General features: G+C 70.3%; 18 protein-coding genes. 9 read left to right on the plus strand and 9 right to left on the minus strand.

Annotated features, from left to right (window positions below):
* Both Q1K57_RS04965 and Q1K57_RS04970 read left to right on the plus strand, forming a co-directional pair.
* A partial coding sequence (locus Q1K57_RS04965) for an ABC transporter permease (RefSeq protein WP_300079642.1) occupies positions 1-429 on the plus strand: 429 nt, incomplete at its 5' end.
* Complete coding sequence (locus Q1K57_RS04970; protein ID WP_300079644.1) at positions 426-2,228, plus strand: ABC transporter ATP-binding protein; 1,803 nt, start codon at positions 426-428, stop codon at positions 2,226-2,228. The genes Q1K57_RS04965 and Q1K57_RS04970, both read left to right, overlap by 4 nt.
* Positions 2,229-2,298: 70 nt before the next feature.
* On the opposite strand, the gene Q1K57_RS04975 is transcribed toward Q1K57_RS04970, so the two are convergent.
* From Q1K57_RS04975 to Q1K57_RS05005, 7 genes are all read right to left on the minus strand, one after another.
* Positions 2,299-4,092, minus strand: a complete 1,794-nt coding sequence (locus tag Q1K57_RS04975) for an ABC-F family ATP-binding cassette domain-containing protein (RefSeq protein ID WP_300079646.1) — start codon at positions 4,090-4,092, stop codon at positions 2,299-2,301.
* A gap of 4 nt (positions 4,093-4,096) precedes the next feature.
* Positions 4,097-4,858 (minus strand): DUF4191 domain-containing protein, encoded by a 762-nt coding sequence (locus tag Q1K57_RS04980; protein ID WP_300079649.1) that lies wholly within the window; start codon positions 4,856-4,858, stop codon positions 4,097-4,099.
* 87 nt (positions 4,859-4,945) lie between these two features.
* Positions 4,946-5,866, minus strand: a complete 921-nt coding sequence (lipA, locus tag Q1K57_RS04985; protein WP_300079651.1) for a lipoyl synthase — start codon at positions 5,864-5,866, stop codon at positions 4,946-4,948.
* Between the two features lie 9 nt (positions 5,867-5,875).
* Positions 5,876-8,086, minus strand: coding sequence for a 6-phosphofructokinase (locus Q1K57_RS04990; RefSeq protein ID WP_300079653.1), 2,211 nt, complete (start codon positions 8,084-8,086; stop codon positions 5,876-5,878).
* A gap of 66 nt (positions 8,087-8,152) precedes the next feature.
* A complete protein-coding gene (gene lipB / locus Q1K57_RS04995) occupies positions 8,153-8,839 on the minus strand; it encodes a lipoyl(octanoyl) transferase LipB (protein WP_300079655.1) in 687 nt (228 codons plus the stop codon).
* Positions 8,839-10,716, minus strand: coding sequence for a 2-oxoglutarate dehydrogenase, E2 component, dihydrolipoamide succinyltransferase (gene sucB, locus Q1K57_RS05000; RefSeq protein WP_300079657.1), 1,878 nt, complete (start codon positions 10,714-10,716; stop codon positions 8,839-8,841). Before sucB ends, lipB begins: the two co-directional genes overlap by 1 nt.
* 104 nt (positions 10,717-10,820) lie before the next feature.
* Positions 10,821-12,314, minus strand: a complete 1,494-nt coding sequence (locus Q1K57_RS05005) for a leucyl aminopeptidase (protein ID WP_300079659.1) — start codon at positions 12,312-12,314, stop codon at positions 10,821-10,823.
* Positions 12,315-12,391: 77 nt separating this feature from the next.
* Between Q1K57_RS05005 and gcvT the strand changes: the two genes are divergently transcribed.
* Together gcvT and Q1K57_RS05015 are read left to right on the plus strand one after the other, a co-directional pair.
* Entirely contained in the window at positions 12,392-13,486 is a 1,095-nt protein-coding gene (gene gcvT, locus Q1K57_RS05010) for a glycine cleavage system aminomethyltransferase GcvT (protein ID WP_300079661.1), read from the plus strand.
* A 1-nt stretch (position 13,487) separates the two neighbouring features.
* Positions 13,488-13,799 carry a hypothetical protein gene (locus tag Q1K57_RS05015; RefSeq protein ID WP_300079663.1) on the plus strand — a complete coding sequence of 104 codons (312 nt, stop codon included), beginning with the start codon at positions 13,488-13,490 and terminating at the stop codon, positions 13,797-13,799.
* Here Q1K57_RS05015 and Q1K57_RS05020 read toward each other — a convergent pair.
* Both Q1K57_RS05020 and Q1K57_RS05025 read right to left on the minus strand, forming a co-directional pair.
* Positions 13,772-13,969 (minus strand): hypothetical protein, encoded by a 198-nt coding sequence (locus Q1K57_RS05020; protein ID WP_300079665.1) that lies wholly within the window; start codon positions 13,967-13,969, stop codon positions 13,772-13,774. The two genes, Q1K57_RS05015 and Q1K57_RS05020, sit on opposite strands and share 28 nt — an antisense overlap.
* Positions 13,969-14,517: a DUF3043 domain-containing protein gene (locus Q1K57_RS05025; protein WP_300079668.1), complete on the minus strand. Its 549-nt coding sequence runs from the start codon at positions 14,515-14,517 to the stop codon at positions 13,969-13,971. Before Q1K57_RS05025 ends, Q1K57_RS05020 begins: the two co-directional genes overlap by 1 nt.
* Positions 14,518-14,675: 158 nt before the next feature.
* Between Q1K57_RS05025 and Q1K57_RS05030 the strand changes: the two genes are divergently transcribed.
* From Q1K57_RS05030 to Q1K57_RS05050, 5 genes are all read left to right on the plus strand, one after another.
* Positions 14,676-15,497, plus strand: a complete 822-nt coding sequence (locus Q1K57_RS05030; protein WP_300079670.1) for a PspA/IM30 family protein — start codon at positions 14,676-14,678, stop codon at positions 15,495-15,497.
* Between the two features lie 3 nt (positions 15,498-15,500).
* Positions 15,501-15,821, plus strand: a complete 321-nt coding sequence (locus Q1K57_RS05035) for a hypothetical protein (protein WP_300079672.1) — start codon at positions 15,501-15,503, stop codon at positions 15,819-15,821.
* On the plus strand, positions 15,822-16,787 hold the full coding sequence (locus Q1K57_RS05040) for a glycerate kinase (RefSeq protein WP_300079674.1): 966 nt from the start codon (positions 15,822-15,824) through the stop codon (positions 16,785-16,787). It begins immediately after the preceding gene.
* Positions 16,788-16,875: 88 nt separating this feature from the next.
* Positions 16,876-17,232: an iron-sulfur cluster assembly accessory protein gene (locus Q1K57_RS05045; RefSeq protein WP_300079676.1), complete on the plus strand. Its 357-nt coding sequence runs from the start codon at positions 16,876-16,878 to the stop codon at positions 17,230-17,232.
* Positions 17,233-17,599: 367 nt separating this feature from the next.
* The coding region (locus Q1K57_RS05050) for a cytochrome c oxidase subunit II (RefSeq protein WP_300079678.1) at positions 17,600-18,057 on the plus strand (458 nt) is incomplete at its 3' end.

Consider the following 18,057-nt stretch of genomic DNA (forward strand, 5'->3'; position numbering starts at 1 on the left):
CTGGTCCGCTCGGAGTTCATGAGTCTGCGCGAGCGCGAGTTCGTCGATTCGGCGCGTGTCGCCGGGGCGTCCGACTGGCGCATCATCACCAAGCACATCCTGCCGAACGCGATCAGCGTCATCATCGTGAACACCACGCTCACGATGTCGGCCGCGGTCACGCTGGAGGCCGCATTGAGCTTCCTCGGCTTCGGCATCTCCATGCCGAACGTGTCTCTCGGCTTCCTCATCTCCGACAACCAGACGGCGTTCGCCACCCGTCCGTGGCTGTTCTGGTGGCCGGGTCTGTTCATCATCCTGATCGCGCTCAGCGTCAACTTCATCGGCGACGGCCTGCGCGACGCCTTCGATCCGCGCACCAAGCGCATCCCCTCCCAGCGGCAACTCGACAAGGCTGCCGCCCGGACCGAGAAGGAGGCTGCGCAGTGACCGTCACCGACGAGAGCGGCAAGCTGAAGGGCCTGACCGCAGAGCGCCTGTCCCGGGGCGTCAGCGACAAGAAGTTCGTCAATGGGGAGATGATCCTCGAGGTCAAGGACCTGACGGTCAACTTCTGGGTGAACGACGACTGGTTCACCGCCGCCGAGAACGTGAGCTACACGCTCAGGGCCGGCGAGGTGCTGGCCATCGTGGGCGAGTCGGGCTCCGGCAAGACGCAGTCCTCGATGACGCTCATGGGGTTGCTGCCGAAGAACGGGCGCGCGACCGGCTCGGCGAAGCTCAAGGGCACGGAGTTGATCGGCATGTCGGCGTCCCGGATGCGCGAGGTGCGCGGCAACGAGATCTCCGTGATCTTCCAGGAGCCCATGACGGCGCTCAACCCCGTCTACACGGTCGGCTTCCAGATCGTCGAGACGCTGCGCACGCACTTCATCATGTCGCCGAAGGCGGCGAAGGCGCGCGCCATCGAGTTGATGACGCTCGTCGAGATCCCCGATCCGGTGGACAGCTTCGACAAGTACCCGCACCAGCTCTCCGGTGGCCAGCGGCAGCGCATCATGATCGCTCAGGCGCTGGCCTGCGACCCGGGCCTGCTCGTCGCCGACGAGCCGACCACCGCCCTCGACGTGACGGTCCAGGCCGAGATCCTGAAGCTCATGCGCGACCTGCGCCACCGGGTGGACGCCGGCATCATCCTCATCACCCACGACATGGGCGTGGTGGCGGACATGGCCGACCGGATCATCGTGATGAAGGACGGCAAGGTCGTCGAGCACGGCACGTCGGAGCAGATCTTCTACCGTCCCGAGCACCCGTACACCCGGCAGTTGCTGGGCGCCGTGCCGCACCTCGGCAAGCACTCGGGTGACCTGGAGATCGGCAAGCCGTCCAACACCCTCGTCATGACCGAGGACACGCCCGTGCCGCTGACGCCGGGTGACGCTGCGATCACTCCGGCCCTGCTGCTCGAGGACGTCGCCGTCGTCTATCCGAAGCAGGGACGCCGCCCCGAGTTCCGCGCCGCCGAGCACATCAACTTGCGGATCGATCCCGGTGAGGTCGTCGGTCTGGTGGGGGAGTCCGGCTCGGGCAAGACCACCGTGGGCCGGGCTGCCGTGGCCCTGCTGCCTGTCCGGGAAGGGCGCATCAGCGTTGCCGGCCGGGACATCACCCATGCGAAGAACCGCGATCTGCTGCCCTTCCGGAAGAGCGTGGGCATCGTGTTCCAGGATCCGGGCAGCTCGCTCAACCCGCGTCTGCCCGTGGGGGAATCGATCGGCGAGCCGCTGTTCCTCCACGAGGGGCTCAAGGGCGCCGAACTGGGCAAGCGGGTGGAGGACCTGCTCGAGTCGGTCCAGCTGCCCCGCAGCATGCGCAACCGTTTCCCGCACGAACTGTCGGGCGGCCAGCGGCAGCGCATCGGCATCGCCCGCGCGCTCGCCCTGACGCCCAAGCTGCTCATCGCCGATGAGCCCACCTCGGCCCTGGACGTGTCCGTGCAGGCGACTGTGCTGAGGCTCTTCAAGGATCTCCAGGAGCAGTACGGCTTCGCCTGCCTCTTCATCAGTCACGACCTCGCGGTCGTCGAGGAGGTTTCCAGCCGCATCGCGGTGATGCGCAACGGGCGTCTGGTCGAGGTGGGCGACTCCGAGGACATCGTCACCCGCCCGCAGCATCCGTACACGCAGCGCCTGCTGGCGGCCGTCCCCGTGCCCAACCCGGAGGAGCAGAAGAAGCGCCGCGAGCTCCGCGACGCCATCATCGAGCGGGAGCACATCGTCTCCTGACCCGTCTCGTGCCTGGTCGAGCCGGTGGAGAGCGCATGCCTGCGGCTGGTCGAGCCTGTGGGAAACACGCTCACTCCAAGGACTCGGCCAGCTCCAGCCAGGCCTCCTCGAGTTCGTCGTGGCGCGCCTGCGCGGCGTGGAGTTCGGCCTGCAGCGCGACCATGCGCGCGTGGTCCGACGCGGCGTTGGCCATCGCCGCATGGATGCGTTCGATGTCGCCCGCGGCCTTGCCGAGTTGGCTCTCGATGCGGGCCAGATCCTTGCGCGCCTGCCGGGTGCGGGCTGCGAGCGACGCCTCGTTCGGAGCGTGAGCGGACGCCGCCGGCGCCGGCTGGGTGCGCAGTCGCCGTCGCTCCAGGTACTCCTCGACGCCGCCGGGCAACAGGACGCACCGGCCGTCGTCGAGCAGGGCATAGGTGACGTCGCAGACACGCTCCAGGAAGTAGCGGTCATGGCTCACCACCACCAGCGTCCCCGGCCACGAGTCCAGGTGGTCTTCGACCACGGTGAGGGTGTCGATGTCGAGGTCGTTGGTGGGTTCGTCGAGCAGCAGCACATTGGGTTCGGCCAGCAGGATCCGCAAGAAGGCCAGGCGTCGCCGCTCGCCGCCGGAGAGGTCGCCCACGCGCGTCGTGAGCCGGTCGCCGGTGAAGCCGAAGTCGGCCAGCAATTGCGTGGCGGTGATGTCGCGCCCGGTCGCCAGCCGCGTCTCGCGGATCAGCTGTTGCACCGAATCGAGCACGCGGTCGCGAGGGTCCAGCGCGCCGGGGCCGGCGGCGTCCAGCCCCTGCGTCAGATGGCCGAGCCGCAGCGTCCGACCCTGCTTCACGCGGCCCGTCGTGGGTGGCTGCTCGTGCGCGAGCACGCGCAGCAGCGCCGACTTGCCCGAGCCGTTCACGCCGACCAGGCCGATGCGGTCGCCCGGACCGATGGACCAGTCGAGAGGGCCGAACAGCGTCCGTTCGCCGGTGGCGTCCGGCACCGTGACGCCGACGCCGTGGAGGTCGAAGACGTCCTTGCCGAGCCGAGTCACGGCGAACTGCTGCAGCTGAAGCGTGTCGCGTGGCGCCGGCACGTCGGCGATCAGGGCGTTGGCGGCGTCGATCCGGAACTTAGGTTTCGAGGTGCGTGCCGGCGCTCCGCGGCGGAGCCAGGCCAACTCTTTGCGCGCCAGGTTCTGCCGCCGCGCCTCGGTCGCGGCGGCCCGACGCTGCCGCTCGATACGCGCGAGCACCCATGCGGCGTACCCGCCGTCGTAGGCGTCCACGACGGCGTCGTGCACCTCCCAGACGCGCGTGCACACCGCGTCGAGGAACCAGCGATCGTGGCTGACGATCGCCATGGCGACGCCGCGATCGCGCAGTTCGGCGAGGTGAGCAGCCAGCCAAGCGACCGCCTCCACGTCGAGGTGGTTGGTGGGCTCGTCCAGGACGATCAGGTCGTGGTGGCCGAGCATGAGGGCCACGAGCGCCACCCGGCGCCGCTCGCCACCCGACAACGTGGCGGTGTCCGTGTCCAGGCCGATGCCGGCGAGCAGGTGCTCCACGACGGTGCGGGACAGCGCATCGGCCGCCCACACGTGATCCGGCTGGCCACCGACGATGACGTCGCGCACGGACGCCCCCGGTGCGAACTCCTCCGCCTGCGTGAGATGGCCGATGGAGAGGGACGCCGTGCGGACGACCTGTCCGGCGTCCGGCTCGATCGTGCCGACGAGGATGCCGAGGAGGGTCGACTTGCCGTCCCCGTTGCGGCCGACGACGCCGACGACTTCGCCGGCGGCGAGGCCGAGCGAGACCTCGTCGAGGAGGGTGCGCGTGCCGTACGCCTTGCTGATGCGCTCGGCGTTGACGAGGTTGGCCAAGGTGTCAGCGGCCCCGCAGCGCCCGGTTGATGCCCTTCGGCGTGGGCAGCGGACCCTTGGGGAGCGGCAGCTGGTTGCGGGCGTTGAGCGCCTTGAGGCGCTGCTGCACTTCGGTGACCTGGTAGGGCTCCATCACCTTCGGCATCTTCTGGATGTATTTCTGCAGGTCGGCGAGCTTCACCTGGTTGGCGGCGTCGCCGAGCACGATGGAGTTGACGGTGGTGCCGTAGGAGACCTGATTGTGCCGCCGGGCCTGTTCGGCGAGTAGTTTGCGCGTGCGCCCCGGGGCGCCTTCGCCGATGAGCAGGATGCCGCACGGACCCAGCACGCGGTGCACGATGTCGAGTTCGCGGGTGGCGGCGATGCCGAGGTCGTAGGTGTACTTGCGCTTGTTGAGCATCGACAGGGCCACCTCGGCCGAGCCGGGCTGCCCGTTGTAGCGCGTGTACATAGCCGTGCGGGCCTTGCGGGTGAGGACCATCAGCGACGCCAGCAGCGCACTCATGATTGCGAGCGGCACGAACGCCCACCAGGCCATGTTGAGCAGGAATCCGATCACCAAGATGATCGCGGCCACGCCGAGCGCGGCGCCCAGCATCCACCACTTGGTCGTCGGGTCGACCTCGTCGGTCCGCTTGTAGGCCTCGGTGAACTGACGCCAACGCCCCCAGTCGTTGGGATCGGTGCTGGTGCGCTTGCGCTCCTTCTCGGCGCGACGCTGCGCCTTCTGCTTTCGGGCGAGGTCCTTCGCCGCTTCGCTAGCCATGTTCCACCACTCCCGCTCGTGCTCGGTGCCCCATCCTAGCGGCCACGACGCCGCCCCTGCGCCCTGGCCAGAGGCTCCGCGTGCCGCTCAGCCGCGCGCTTGAATGGCCTGCCGGTAGAGCCGGCCGGCGCGGTACGAGGACCGCACGAGCGGGCCGGAGAGGACGCCCGAGAACCCGATTTCGTTGGCCTCTGCCTCCAGCTCGGCGAACTCCTCGGGGGCAACCCAGCGGTCGATCGGGTGGTGCCGCGCCGAAGGGCGCAGGTACTGGGTGATCGTGATGAGCTCGGTGCCCGCGTCGTGGATGTCGCGCAGCGCCTGACTGATCTCCGCGCGCGTCTCGCCCATGCCGAGGATGAGGTTCGACTTCGTCACGAGCCCGAACTCGCGCGCCAGCGTGAGCACGCGCAGCGACCGGTCGTAGTCGAAGGCCGGCCGGATGCGGCGGAAGATGCGCGGTACGGTCTCGAGGTTGTGCGCGAACACCTCCGGGGCTGACGCGAACACCGTCTCGAGTGGCCCGCGCTCGCCCTTGAAGTCGTCGACGAGCAACTCGACGCCACAGCCGGGGTTCAGTTCCTTGATCTGCCGGCACGTCTCGGCGTACAGCCAGGACGCCCCATCGGGCAGGTCGTCGCGGGCCACGCCGGTCACCGTGGCGTACCTGAGCCCCATCTCCCGCACCGACTCGGCGACACGCCGCGGCTCGTCGCGGTCGTAACCGGTGGGGCGTCCGGTTGCGATCTGGCAGAAGTCGCAGCGACGGGTGCACTGGTCGCCGCCGATGAGGAAGGTCGCCTCGCGGTCCTCCCAGCATTCGAAGATGTTGGGGCAGCCCGCCTCCTGGCACACCGTGTGCAGGCCGGAACCTTTCACCCGCTGCTGCATGTCGCGGTACTCCGGCCCCATGACGGCCCGCGTCTTGATCCAGGCGGGCTTGCGCTCGATGGGGGTCTCGGCGTTCCGGGCCTCGATGCGGAGCAGGCGGCGCGGCTGGGTGTCGGTCACCGGGACAGATTACCCGCCGGCAACGGCGTCCGGCTTGGGCTCCCTGCCGAGGTCGGCCAGCACCGGCTTCAACTCGAGCCACCACTGGTGCACCGGACGCCGGACCTCCCAGTCCACGCTCTCCTCCAGATCGCGGATGGGCCGCATGCCGTCGGGCGTGGCGTAGACGTGCGCGGTGCCGCCGGAGGCCAGCTCGTCCGTCACCCAGCGCATCACGTCGGAAGCCAGCCGGACGGCGTTGATCCGGTCGAACGGCGACGGCGCGCCGCCCTGTTGCACGTGCCCGAGGACGATGCCGCGGACGCTGAACTCGCCGTTGCCCTCCGCCTCGAACATGCGCGTGATGAGGTCGGTCGTGTAGAACGGCGACGCCTCCTCGTTGCGGATCGCGAGGTAGAACGTGCGGCCGGCGTCGAACCCGGCCTTCATCTCGTCGATGTCGGCCTTAAGGTCGCCGACCGTGATGCCGTCTTCGTGCAGGTACACGCGCTCCGCGCCCACGGCGACGCCCGTCGTCGTGGCGAGGAAGCCGCAGCGGCGACCCATCGTCTCCACCACGAACGCACGCTTGGACGCCGTTGCCGACTGCTTGATGCGGTCCACGGCGTCGACGGCGATGTTGAGCGCTGTGTCGGATCCGACGGCCATCTGGAGCCCGGGGAGATTGTTGTCGATGGACGCGGGCACGACGACGATCGGGATCTGCAGCGCCGGGTAGCGCTTCCGCTCGGCGTGGATGAGCCGCACGGCCCGATACGCGTTGAAGCCGCCGATGACGATGAGCGCGTCGAGGCCGTAGGTCTCCAGCGTCCGCGACAGGGCGTACAGGTCCTCCTCGGTCGGGATCGTGCGCCGGGTGCCGAGGTTGGCGCCGCCGGAGGGCGTCCAATCCTCCACATCACCCCAGCTCAGCGGGGCCATGGCGCCGTCGATCAGACCGGGGAAGCCCCCGCGGACGCCCATCATCACGTGCCCCGCGTCGATGCCCAGCCGCACGACGGACGCCGCCGCCGCGTTCATGCCGGGGGCGAGTCCGCCGCAGTGCAGGACGCCGACGAGCTTGCTCTCCTCGGTGGCCTGGTGGTTGGGCTGCGCCTCGGAGAGCTTCTGGAACGCCTTGGTCATCTGGACGAACGACCGGCCGCGCGCGGCCATCGCCTCGTCGTAGCGACCCTCGGCGATGAGGTCCGCCACCCGCCGGGTGGCGGCGACGGCGTCCATGAGCGGCTCGAAGTGCGGGCGGTTGCCGCGGATGCCGACCAGTTGCGGCTCGCGATCGCCACGGAGCACCTCCTCGACGGCGGCGTGGCCGAGCAGGGAGGGCATCCAGCGGTCGTAGGCGCTGGGGGTGCCGCCCCGTTGGACGTGGCCGAGGATCGTGACGCGGGCGTCCTCACCCATCTCGTCGGCGAGCACGCGCCGGACGTCCTCGGCCGTGATCGGGTTGCCCTGACGGTCCTTGGTGCCCTCGGCGACGACGACGATCGACGTGCGGCGCCCGGCGGACCGGCTGCGGTGCAGGACTTCGGCCATGTGTTGGTGCCAGTCGTCCTCGGGCGGCAACTCGGGGATGAGGACGTAGTCGGCCGCACCCGCGATCGCGCTCATGACGGCCAGGTAGCCGCAGTGGCGCCCCATGACCTCGACGACGAACGAGCGCTGGTGGCTCGCGGCCGTGCTGCTGATGGCGTCGATGGCCTCGACGATGCGGTGCAGGGCGGAATCGGTGCCGATGGTCATGTCGGTGCCCACCATGTCGTTGTCGATCGAGCCGACGAGCCCGGCGATGACGAGCTTCTCGTGGCGTTGGGCCTGCTCCGGCGTGATGGCGCCTTCGGCCGCCAACTCGGTGACGAAGTCGGACCATTCCGCGCGCAACAGGTCGGTGCCGGTCAACGAGCCGTCGCCGCCGATGACGACGAGGCGATCGATGCCGTTGGCGATCAGGTTCCTGGCGGCGGTCTTGCGCCCCTCCCGCTCGCGGAAGGCGGCGCACCGAGCGGTGCCGATGACGGTGCCGCCCTTGGCGAGCACGGTGCCCACCGAGTCCCAGTCGAGGCGGCGGATCTGGTTACCGCCGTCGACGGCCCCCTGCCAGCCCTCGTGGATGCCGAACACCTCGGCGCCGAGTTGGATGCCCGTGCGCACCACCGCGCGCACGGCCGCGTTCATGCCCTGGGCGTCGCCGCCGGAGGTGAGCACGCCGATCCGGATCGTCATGAGCCGGTCCTCTCCTTCGCTCGTCCCTATCATTCGTTGGACAGAGCCCAGCCTAACGAAGCTTGGTCAGTTGCGGGGCGTCGCGGACGCGAACGACAGATGGTCGTTGAGCAACGGTTCGAGGGCCCGGCCGATGGCCAGGAGCGAGGGAGGCGGCGCTCCCACCTCGTGCTCGAGCGAGGTGACGCCGGCATCGCTGATCCCACAAGGGATGATGTTGCCGAACGGCCCGGTCGACTCGCCGCGGACGTTGAAGGCGAACCCGTGCAACGTCGTCATCTTGGCCACGCGGATGCCGATCGCGCAGATCTTGCGTTCCGGGCGTCCAGGCGACGCCGGCAGCCAGACGCCGGTGCGGCCGTCGACGCGGCCCGCCGAGACGCCTAGGCCGGCGAGCAGGTCGATGACCGCCTGCTCGAGGCGACGCACATACTCCAGCGGCCCGATCGTCCGGGTCAGCGTGACGATCGGATAGCCGACGAGTTGGCCGGGGCCGTGGTAGGTGATCTTGCCGCCGCGGTCGACGTCGACCACGGGCGTCCCGTCGAAGGGCCGCTCTTCGGGCAGCGTGCGGCGTCCGGCCGTGTAGACCGGATCGTGCTCGACGAACAGCACCTGCGGGCCGATCTCGCCTGCGGCAACGCGGGCGTGCACGGCGCGCTGAACGTCCCACGTGGCCCGGTACTCGCCCCGCGTAGGGGGTTCGTCGGCCAGGCCGAGGTATCTGAACTCCAGCGCGCCGCCGACGGGCATCAGGCGCCGAGTTCGGCGCCGAAGTCGCCCTCCTCGAGCCGCGCTTTCACGAAGCTCAGGAAGCGAGCGGCGTCCGCACCGTCGACCAGGCGGTGGTCGTAGCTCAGCGACAGGTACATCATGTCGCGGATCGCGATCACCTCGCCCAACTTGGCGTCCTTGACCACCATGGGACGCTTCACGAGGGCCCCCGTGCCGAGGATGCCGACCTGCGGCTGGTTGATGATAGGCGTGTCGAACAGCGTGCCGGCCGAGCCGTAGTTCGTGATCGTGAAGGTGCCGCCGGCGAGTTCGTCCGGGCCGATCTTGCCCGACCGCGTCCGCGCCGCCACGTCGCCGATCTTCTTGGCGAGCCCGGCGAGGCTGAGGTCGCCGGCGTCCTTGATGACCGGCACCATGAGGCCACGTTCGGTGTCGACGGCGATGCCGATGTGTTCCGCGTCGAAGTACGTGATCGTCTTCGCCTCGGTGTCCATTTGCGCGTTGAGCTTGGCGAACTGCTTGAGGCCCTCGGTCGCGGCCTTCACGATGAAGGGCAGGTACGACAGCGACGCGCCCTCGCGTGCCTTGAAGGCGTCCTTGTGCTGCGCGCGCAGCTTGCTGATCGCCGTCAGATCGACCTCGACGGTGGCCGTCAGCTGCGCCGAGTTCTGCAGGGACTCCATCATGCGCGACGCGATCACCGACCGCATGCGGCTGATCTTCTCGGTCGTGCCGCGCTTGCTGTCGGGCGCCGCCGCTGCCGGGGGGGTCGCGGCCTTCGGCGCCTCGGTCTTCGGCGCCTCCGTCTTGGCGGACGCCGCCGGCGCGGCTTGTGCCTTGGGTGCTTCGGAGGACGTCTTGGCCGCCTCCGCAGCTGCCTTCTTGGCTGCCTCAGCGGCCTCCAGCACGTCCTGCTTGCGGATGCGGCCGCCGACGCCGGTGCCCTTGAGGCTGCCCAGGTCGACCTCGTGCTGCGCGGCGAGCTTGCGGACCAGCGGCGTCACGTACCCCACGTCGGACGCCGCGGCCCGACGGGGCGCAGCCGCACCCGGGCGCGGGGCCTCGTCCTTGGGCGGGGCGGGCGCGGCCTTCGTCTCAGCAGGAGCTGCCTCGCCGGTGGACGCATTGGGCGCTTCCGCTGCGGCCGCCTCCTCCTCGGCCGCCTCGGCGGCATCGGGCGCCGGCTGCGGCTTCTCTTGCGTGGCCTGCTCGGCCGTGGCCTGCTCGGCCGGGGCCTGCTCGGCCGGGGGCTGTTCGGCGGCGGGGGCGGCGCTGGCGTCGCCGATGATGGCGAGGACGGCGCCGACCTCGGCGGTCTCGTCCTCGTTGACCTTGATCTCGAGCAGGGTGCCGGCGGCGGGGGAGGGGATCTCGGTGTCGACCTTGTCGGTGGAGACCTCGACGAGGGGTTCGTCGGCCTCCACGGTGTCACCGACCTCCTTCAACCAGCGGGAGATGGTGCCCTCGGTCACCGACTCACCCAGCGCGGGCAGCGTCACCTCGGTGCCCGACGCCGCACCACCCGAGCTGTCGGATCCCGAACCGGCGGCCGGCGCGGGCTTGGGGGCCTCGGCTTCCGTCTCCGCCTCGGTGGAGGGCGTGCCCTCCTGAGCCAGGGGCGGTTCGGACCCGCCATCGGCGCTCGCGGGAGCCTCGTCGGGCTCACCGATCACGGCGAGCACGGCGCCCACCTCGGCGGTCTCGTCCTCCGCCACGCGGATCTCCAGCAGGGTGCCGGCCACAGGGGAGGGGATCTCGGTGTCGACCTTGTCGGTGGAGACCTCGACGAGGGGTTCGTCGGCCTCGACGGTATCACCGACCTCCTTCAACCAGCGGGAGATGGTGCCCTCGGTGACGGACTCGCCGAGTGCGGGGAGAGGGACTTCAGTCGACATGCTCCAGGACTCCTTCATCGATGACGGCCGAACGGTGGTCAGCCTAGCCCCCCGTCCGGACATTTCTCACGCGCCGCGGGACACGGGCCGTCGGTATCGCCGGCTCACCCAGCCAGGTCGCGCGCCAGCGCCACAAGCGTGCGCACCGCGAAGCCGGTGCCCGCTTTGGGCGTGTAGTCGTAGGCGCCCTTCCCGTTCCACGCGGGGCCCGCGATGTCGAGGTGCGCCCAACTGCGCTCGTCGCCCACGAACTCCCGCAGGAACGCCGCCGCCGTCAGGGCGCCGCCGTAGCGGTTCTTGCCCGAACTGGCGAGGTCGGCGACGTCGGAGGTCAGGTTCTCCGAGATCTCCTCGGGGATCGGCAGGTGCCAGAACGGCTCGCCGGACGCCTCGGCCGCGTCGAGCAGCCGGTCGGCGGTTTCGTCGTCGGACGCCATCAGTCCGGCGGTGCGCTCGCCCAGCGCCACCATGCACGCCCCGGTGAGGGTCGCCACGTCGACGAGGAGGTCGGGGTCGTCCTCGCCGGCGCGGGCGAGGGCGTCTGCCATGACGAGGCGCCCTTCGGCGTCGGTGTTGGCGTTCTCGACGGTCAGCCCGCCGTACATGGTCAGGACGTCGGAGGGACGGTATGCCGACCCGCTGGGCATGTTCTCGGCCAGGGCCGCGTACGCGGTCACCTTGACCTTGAGGTTCAGGTCGGCGATTGCGGCCACAGCTGCGAGAACGGCGGCCGCGCCGGCCATGTCGCACTTCATCGTGATCATGCCCTCGGCCGTCTTGATGTCGAGGCCACCCGAGTCGAACGTGATGCCCTTGCCGACCAGCCCAAGGTGCGCCTTCGCGCCGCGTGGAGCCCAGGTGACCCGCACGAGACGGGGCGGACGCGAAGAGCCGCCGCCCACGGCGAGGATGCCCCCGTACCCGCCCTTCGCGAGGGCCTTCTCGTCGAGCACCTCGAGGTCGAGTTTCGTCCCGCGCACGAGGGCCCGTGCTTCGTCGGCGAAGGTCTCGGGGTAGAGGGCGTTCGGGGGCGTGTTCACCCAGTCGCGGGCCGTGCACACGGCCTTCGCCACGATGACACCGGCCGCCACGTGAGCGGCGGCACCGGCGGCGTCCGTCACGATCGTGAGCGACGTCACGCCCGGCTTCGCCTCCTTGCGCGTCGTCGGGGCGTAGGAGTAAGCGCCCAGCAAGGCGCCCTCGGTGACGCCACGCACCACCTCCGGCTCGACGGCTTCGAGGCTCACGGACACCTTCACGCCCTTGTCGCCGGCCAGTTTCGCAGCCGCCCGGACGCCGGCCCCGGCAGAGCGGCGGGCCTGCTCGGGGGTGACGTCGACACCGCCCAGGCCGACGACCACGACGAGTGGGGCGCCGGGAAGCACGATGGCTGTCCCCGGCTTCGGCAGGGCGCCGAGCGCACGGGCGGCGTCCAACAGCCCTGTGCCGCCCTTCTTCGCCCAAGCCTTCTCGAGGTCCTCGCCCGCCCCGACGAGCACGGGCGATCCGATGGCCTCGGCGAGGCCGATGACGACGACGTCGGTGGCGGAGGGCACCGACGCGGCGGAGGTGACTTCGGGCAGGGGCGAGACGGGCACGATGGCAGTTCCTCTCAGACTGGTTCGCTCCCACCCTAGTGCGACTCCCACGGTGTCGCCCCCTGTAGGTTGGGCGCATGCCTGACCTGTTGGTGTCACCGCTGCACGGGAGTCACGTCGCCCTGGGCGCGAAGTTCGCCGAGTTCGGCGGGTGGAGCATGCCGCTGCAGTACAACTCGATCGTCGCCGAACACAAGGCCGTGCGCTCCGGCGTCGGCGTCTTCGACGTGAGCCACCTCGGCAAGACGCGGGTGAGTGGGCCGGGCGCCAAGGACTTCCTCAACGCCTGTCTCGCCAACGACCTCGACCGCATCGGCCCCGGCCAGGCGCAGTACACGCTGTGCTGCTCCGCAGAGGGTGGGGTCGTCGACGACCTGATCGCCTATCTGCGGGCCGACGACGACGTGTTCCTCATCCCGAACGCCGCCAACAACGCCGAGGTGGTCCGGCTGCTCGCCGAGGCGGCACCCGAGGGCATCACGGTGGAGAACCAGCACACCGCCTTCGCCGTCATCGCCGTCCAGGGGCCGTCTTCCGACGAGCTCATCGAGGCGCTCGGCGCCGACGCCGACTTCGACTACATGCAGTTCCGGCCGGGCGAGATCGCCGGCGCGGCCCTGACCATCTGCCGCACCGGCTACACCGGCGAGCGCGGCTACGAGCTGGTGTGCCGCAGCGACGAGGCCGGCGTCGTCTGGGATTCCGTCCTTACCGCCGGCGAGCCCCTCGGCATCGTGCCGTGCGGTCTCGGGGCACGCGACACGCTGCGCACCGAGATGGGGTACGCGCTCCACGGCCACGAACTCTCGCGTGACATCACCCCTGTCATGGCGGGGCTCACCTGGGCGATCGGCTGGGACAAGCCGGCCTTCTGGGGGGCGGATGCCCTGCGCGCCGAGCGAGCTGCCGGTCCGGCGCGGCGGCTGCGTGCGATCAAGGCGTCCGGCCGCGCGATCCCGCGCCCGGGCATGGATGTGGTGGACGCCGCCGGTGCAGTCGTCGGCACGGTGACCTCCGGCACCTTCTCGCCGACGCTCGGTGTCGGTATCGGCCTCGCCCTGCTCGATCCCCGGTTCAAGCCGGGCAGCGAGGTCGGGGTTGTCGTGCGCAACCGCACCGAGGCGTTCGGTGTCGAGAAGGCGCCGCTCGTGCAGCCGCAGGTGCGCTCGTAGGGTGCGTCGATCTGCGCACGCGGCCCTCGTGCTGGCCGGAATCCTGGCCGTCGTCTGGGCCCTCACCTGGGGCGCCCATCCCACGATCACCTGCCGCGACGTGGTGATGGGGCCGGGGGACACGTGCGCCAACGCCGCCGGCACGCGGACGCAGACCTATGAGGAACGCCTGGACGCGGCCCAGCAGGCCCGGCCGGTGGTCGGGATCGTGGGCGTCCTTGTCGCCGGGTTCGCCACGGCGCTGTACCTCGCAGAACGCCGGCGGAGTGCCGCAGGGGTGGGACGTCAGGCCAGGAGCGACATCGGGCCGTAGACGACGTGGTCGTCCTCGAGCAGCGTCACCTCGGTGACACCCGCGTCCACGAGATCGACGTAGGAGCCGGTCAGCCAGTCCTCGGCGTCGGTGCGCGTGGGGAACTCCTGTGCGAGGCCGGTGGCGGCGTCCTCGGAGGTGTCCGCGCCGGCGACCCAGCGGAACGCCATCAGATGGCCTCGCCGCGCTTCACCTGCACCGGCGGCTGACGCCAGCGGCGGATCGTGATCGCGCGGTTGATGCCGTAGAAGAGGAGCCCGCGATAGTTCGTGAGGCCGAGGCGCTCGCGCGCGAGCTTCTTGAAGCGGCGCCACATGAACGCGATGTCGACGATGATCGCGGCGAAGTAGGCCCAGGTGACCGCGAGGAAGATGTTCACGACGCTCGCGAAGCCGGGAATCATGGTGCCGACGAGCAACACGAGGAAGATCGGCATCGCGATCTCGGCGAGGTTGAAGCGGCTGTCGATCACGTCGCGGAGCAGCTTGCGGTCGGGCTGCGCATCGGACGCCGCCATCGCCTTGGTGCGCTGGTTGATCTCGGCCTGGCGCTGCCGCTTCTTCGCCTCCTTGGGTGACAGGGTCGGGTTGAGCCGCTCCCGGCGGGCCGCCTCCGCCTCGCGCCGGCTCGGCGTGGGGGCGGACTTCTTCTGTGGGCCGGTGGCCTGGGCCTGGGGTTCAGGCTGATCGGCGGGCTGGGACGACGGCGTACGGGCCACGGTGACTTCCTCGTGCGTTTCGGCGAGTGGACTTCTGGATCCCGGCCAGTCTAATCAGGGTTCGCTCGGGGTGCGCGGACCGGACCCTCGCTGCCCACGGGGCAAGGGCACCGCTACGCTGGGGTCGTCACCTGCCCACGGAAGGACGCACGCACGACATGGCCGGTCTCTTCGAACGCCTCAAGCTGATCTTCAACGCCAAGGCCGACAAGGCCCTCGACAAGTTGGAGGATCCGCGCGAGACCCTCGACTACTCCTACCAGCGCCAACTCGAACTGCTGCAGAAGGTGCGTCGTGGCGTCGCCGACGTGGCCACGAGTCGCAAGCGCGTCGAACTGCAGGCCAACCAGCTGGACGCCGAGATGAAGAAGCTGTCGCTGTCGGCGCAGCGGGCCCTCGAGTCCAACCGCGAGGATCTCGCCCGCGAGGCACTCACCCGCAAGTCCGGGCTCCAGGGCCAGCTCGACGACCTCATGACCCAGCACGCGCAACTGCAGGGCGAGGAGGAGAAGCTCGTCCGCGCCAGCACGCGGCTGCAGGCCAAGGTCGACGCCTTCCGCACTCGCAAGGAGACCATCAAGGCGACCTACTCGGCTGCCGAGGCCCAGACGCGCATCAACGAGGCGTTCACGGGCATCAGCGAAGAGATGGGCGACGTCGGTCTCGCCATCCAGCGCGCCGAGGACAAGACAGCGCAGATGCAGGCTCGGGCGGGCGCCATCGACGAACTGCTCGCCTCCGGTGCCCTCGACGATCCGACGAACACCTACAAGGACGACATCACCCGCGAGCTCGACGCGTTGGCGTCCGACTCGGCGGTGGAGAACGAGCTGGCGGCGATGAAGGCGGCCATGGGCGCGATCACCACCGGCGGCGCCGCAGCCGCCACGCCGCAGCTGCCGGCCGGTGCGCCGGTGGACGCCGAGGCGACCGAGGTCGCCGAGACACCCAAGGCCGCCGAACCGGGCACGCAGGGCTGAGCCATGATCGTCCGCATCCTCGGCGAAGGCCAGTTCCTCCTCGAAGACGCCAACCTCGACCTCCTCAACGAGCTCGACGACGTGGTCGAGTCCGCTGCCCGGGCCGGCGACGCCGACGCCTTGGCCGCGGCTCTCGAAGCCCTGCTCACGTCGGTGCGCGAGCAGGGGAGCCTGCTCGACGACGACCTCCTGGTCGACTCCGATGTGATCCTGCCGGACGCGGAGGCGACCCCCGCCCAGATCCTCGAGTGGATGGGGGAGAACGACAGCTTCAGCGGTCTCATTCCCGCGGAGCACCCGGTGAAGGAACCGGAGAGCGACTGAGTGCGCGTCCTGGTCTGCACGGACACCATCGGGGCCCTCGCGTCGTACGACGCGGGGGCCGCGCTCGGTCGGGCCTTCCGCGCCGCCTCCCCGGAGGTCCAGGTGGCGGTGGTGCCGATGGCGGCGTCCGGGCAGGCGCTCGCGGACGCCCTCGCCCACCTCGGCGACGACGCTCCGCTCGTCCGGCCGGCTTCCGGCGAGCGTGCCCAGCTCGAGCCCGCCGGGACCAACCCCCTCGCCGCAGTCCTGGCGACCCACCCGCGACGGGTGATGGTCGATCTGACGGACGTCGAGGCCCAGGACGGGGGCGCGGCCCTCCTGCACGATCTCGGGGCGCGCGCAGACGTGCCCCTCGACGAAGGCCCCCTCGGTTTCGCCGCTCTCACCCGGATCGACCTGGCGCCCGCCCGCGCGCTCGTCGGCGACACCGAGCTGGTCGTCGTCGTGCCCGCGGCCCAGCAGGGCGACCTGCTGCTGGGCTTGCGCGGGCTGACGGCGCGACGCGGGCACGCCGCCGGTACCGATCCTGCGGTCATGCTCGCCACGGACGCCGCCCTCGGGCGTCTCGCGGCCGTCCTCGGCCAGGCGGACGCCCCCGGTCTCGGCGCGGCCGGCGGCATGCCGCTCGCTCTCGTCGCGCTCGGCGCAGAGATCACCACCGGCCCCGCGCTCTGCGCCCGGGCGGCCGGACTCGCGCGCAGCGCCGCCCAGGCCGACGTGATCGTCACCGGCAGCGACGTCATCGACTTCGCCCGCCGCGGCGGCCCCGTCGTGGAGGAGATGGCGGCTCTCGCCGGTCGCGTCCTGCGCCCCTGCGTGGCCGCCGGCCGTGAGGTGCACGTGTCGGCGCGCGAACTGCGCACGTTCGGCATCGAGTCCGCCCACGCGCTCGGGGGCGAGCCCGACCTGACCGGCACCGAACTGACGCGGAGGGCGTCCGGAATGGCCGCCAGCTGGACGTGGTGAGCCGCCCGGCTACCATGGAACAAAACGCCGGGCCGGCGCGTTGCGCCGGGTAGCACCCGTTGTCCGACCCATCCGGAGGAAGCACACCATGAGCGTTGACCTGACGCCCGAGACCGCCGCAGACGGCATCGTCCTCACCGAGGGGGCCGCCAAGAAGGTCTCCGACCTCGTCGCGAGCGAGGGCGACGAGAACCTCGTCCTGCGCATCAGCGTCGCCCCCGGCGGCTGCTCCGGCCTGCGCTACCAGCTCGCCCTCGACGACCGACAGCTCGAGGGTGACGTCGAGAAGGAATGGTATGGCGTGAAGGTGGTCACCGACCGCATGAGCGCCCCCTACCTTTCGGGGGCCACCATCGACTTCGTCGACACGATCTCGCAGCAGGGTTTCACCATCGACAACCCCAACGCGCAGGGTTCCTGCGCCTGCGGAGACAGCTTCCACTGATCCTGTTCGGACGCCGCCCGCTTGGCCGTCGTGCCGGCCAAGTGGCGCTGACATCACGAAACGGACACAACACGACCGAAACCGGCCCGTCCCGCCACCTCGGATGAGGCGGCGGGGCGGGTCTTTGGGTTAGGCTGCCGCAGGAGCACTGACAGCTCGGTCGTGCGCTGCTGCGCAGAGCCGGCCGGCCGGAACTCAGGAAGGGTGAGACGTGGGTCGAACGACAACTTCTCGGGCGGTACGGCGGGTCGCAGCGGCAGTGGTGGCTGTGGCTTCGGCGGCCATCCTCACGGGCTGCACGTCCGACACCTTGGCGCAGTGGGGCCGGTGGGGGATGCCCGAGGCTGCCAGCGACCGTGCGCCGTTCATCGGCAACCTGTGGAACAGCGCCTGGATCGCCTCCATGGTCATCGGCGTGTTCGTCTGGGGCCTGATCGGGTGGGTCGTGTTCCGCTATCGCCGCCGCGCTGAGGACGAGACGCCCCGCCAAGTGCGTTACAACCTGCCGCTGGAGATCCTCTACACCCTGGTGCCGTTCCTCATCATCGGCGTCCTGTTCTTCTTCACCGTGCAGAGCCAGAACGCCGTCCTCGCCAAGGAGGCCGACGAGGACGTGCATGTCGTCGACGTGATCGGCCAGAAGTGGTCGTGGACGTTCAACTACCGCGAGGCCGACAATCCCGCCATCGGCGCCGACGCCCACACCGTCGGCACGCTCGAGGACATCCCGACGCTGGTCCTGCCGCTCGGGGAGCCCGTGCGCTTCAACCTGCAGTCGGCCGACGTCATCCACTCGTTCTGGGTGCCGGACTTCTACTTCAAGCT

It is taken from the genome of Propioniciclava sp., assembly GCF_029977985.1.
GTDB lineage: Bacteria > Actinomycetota > Actinomycetes > Propionibacteriales > Propionibacteriaceae > Propioniciclava.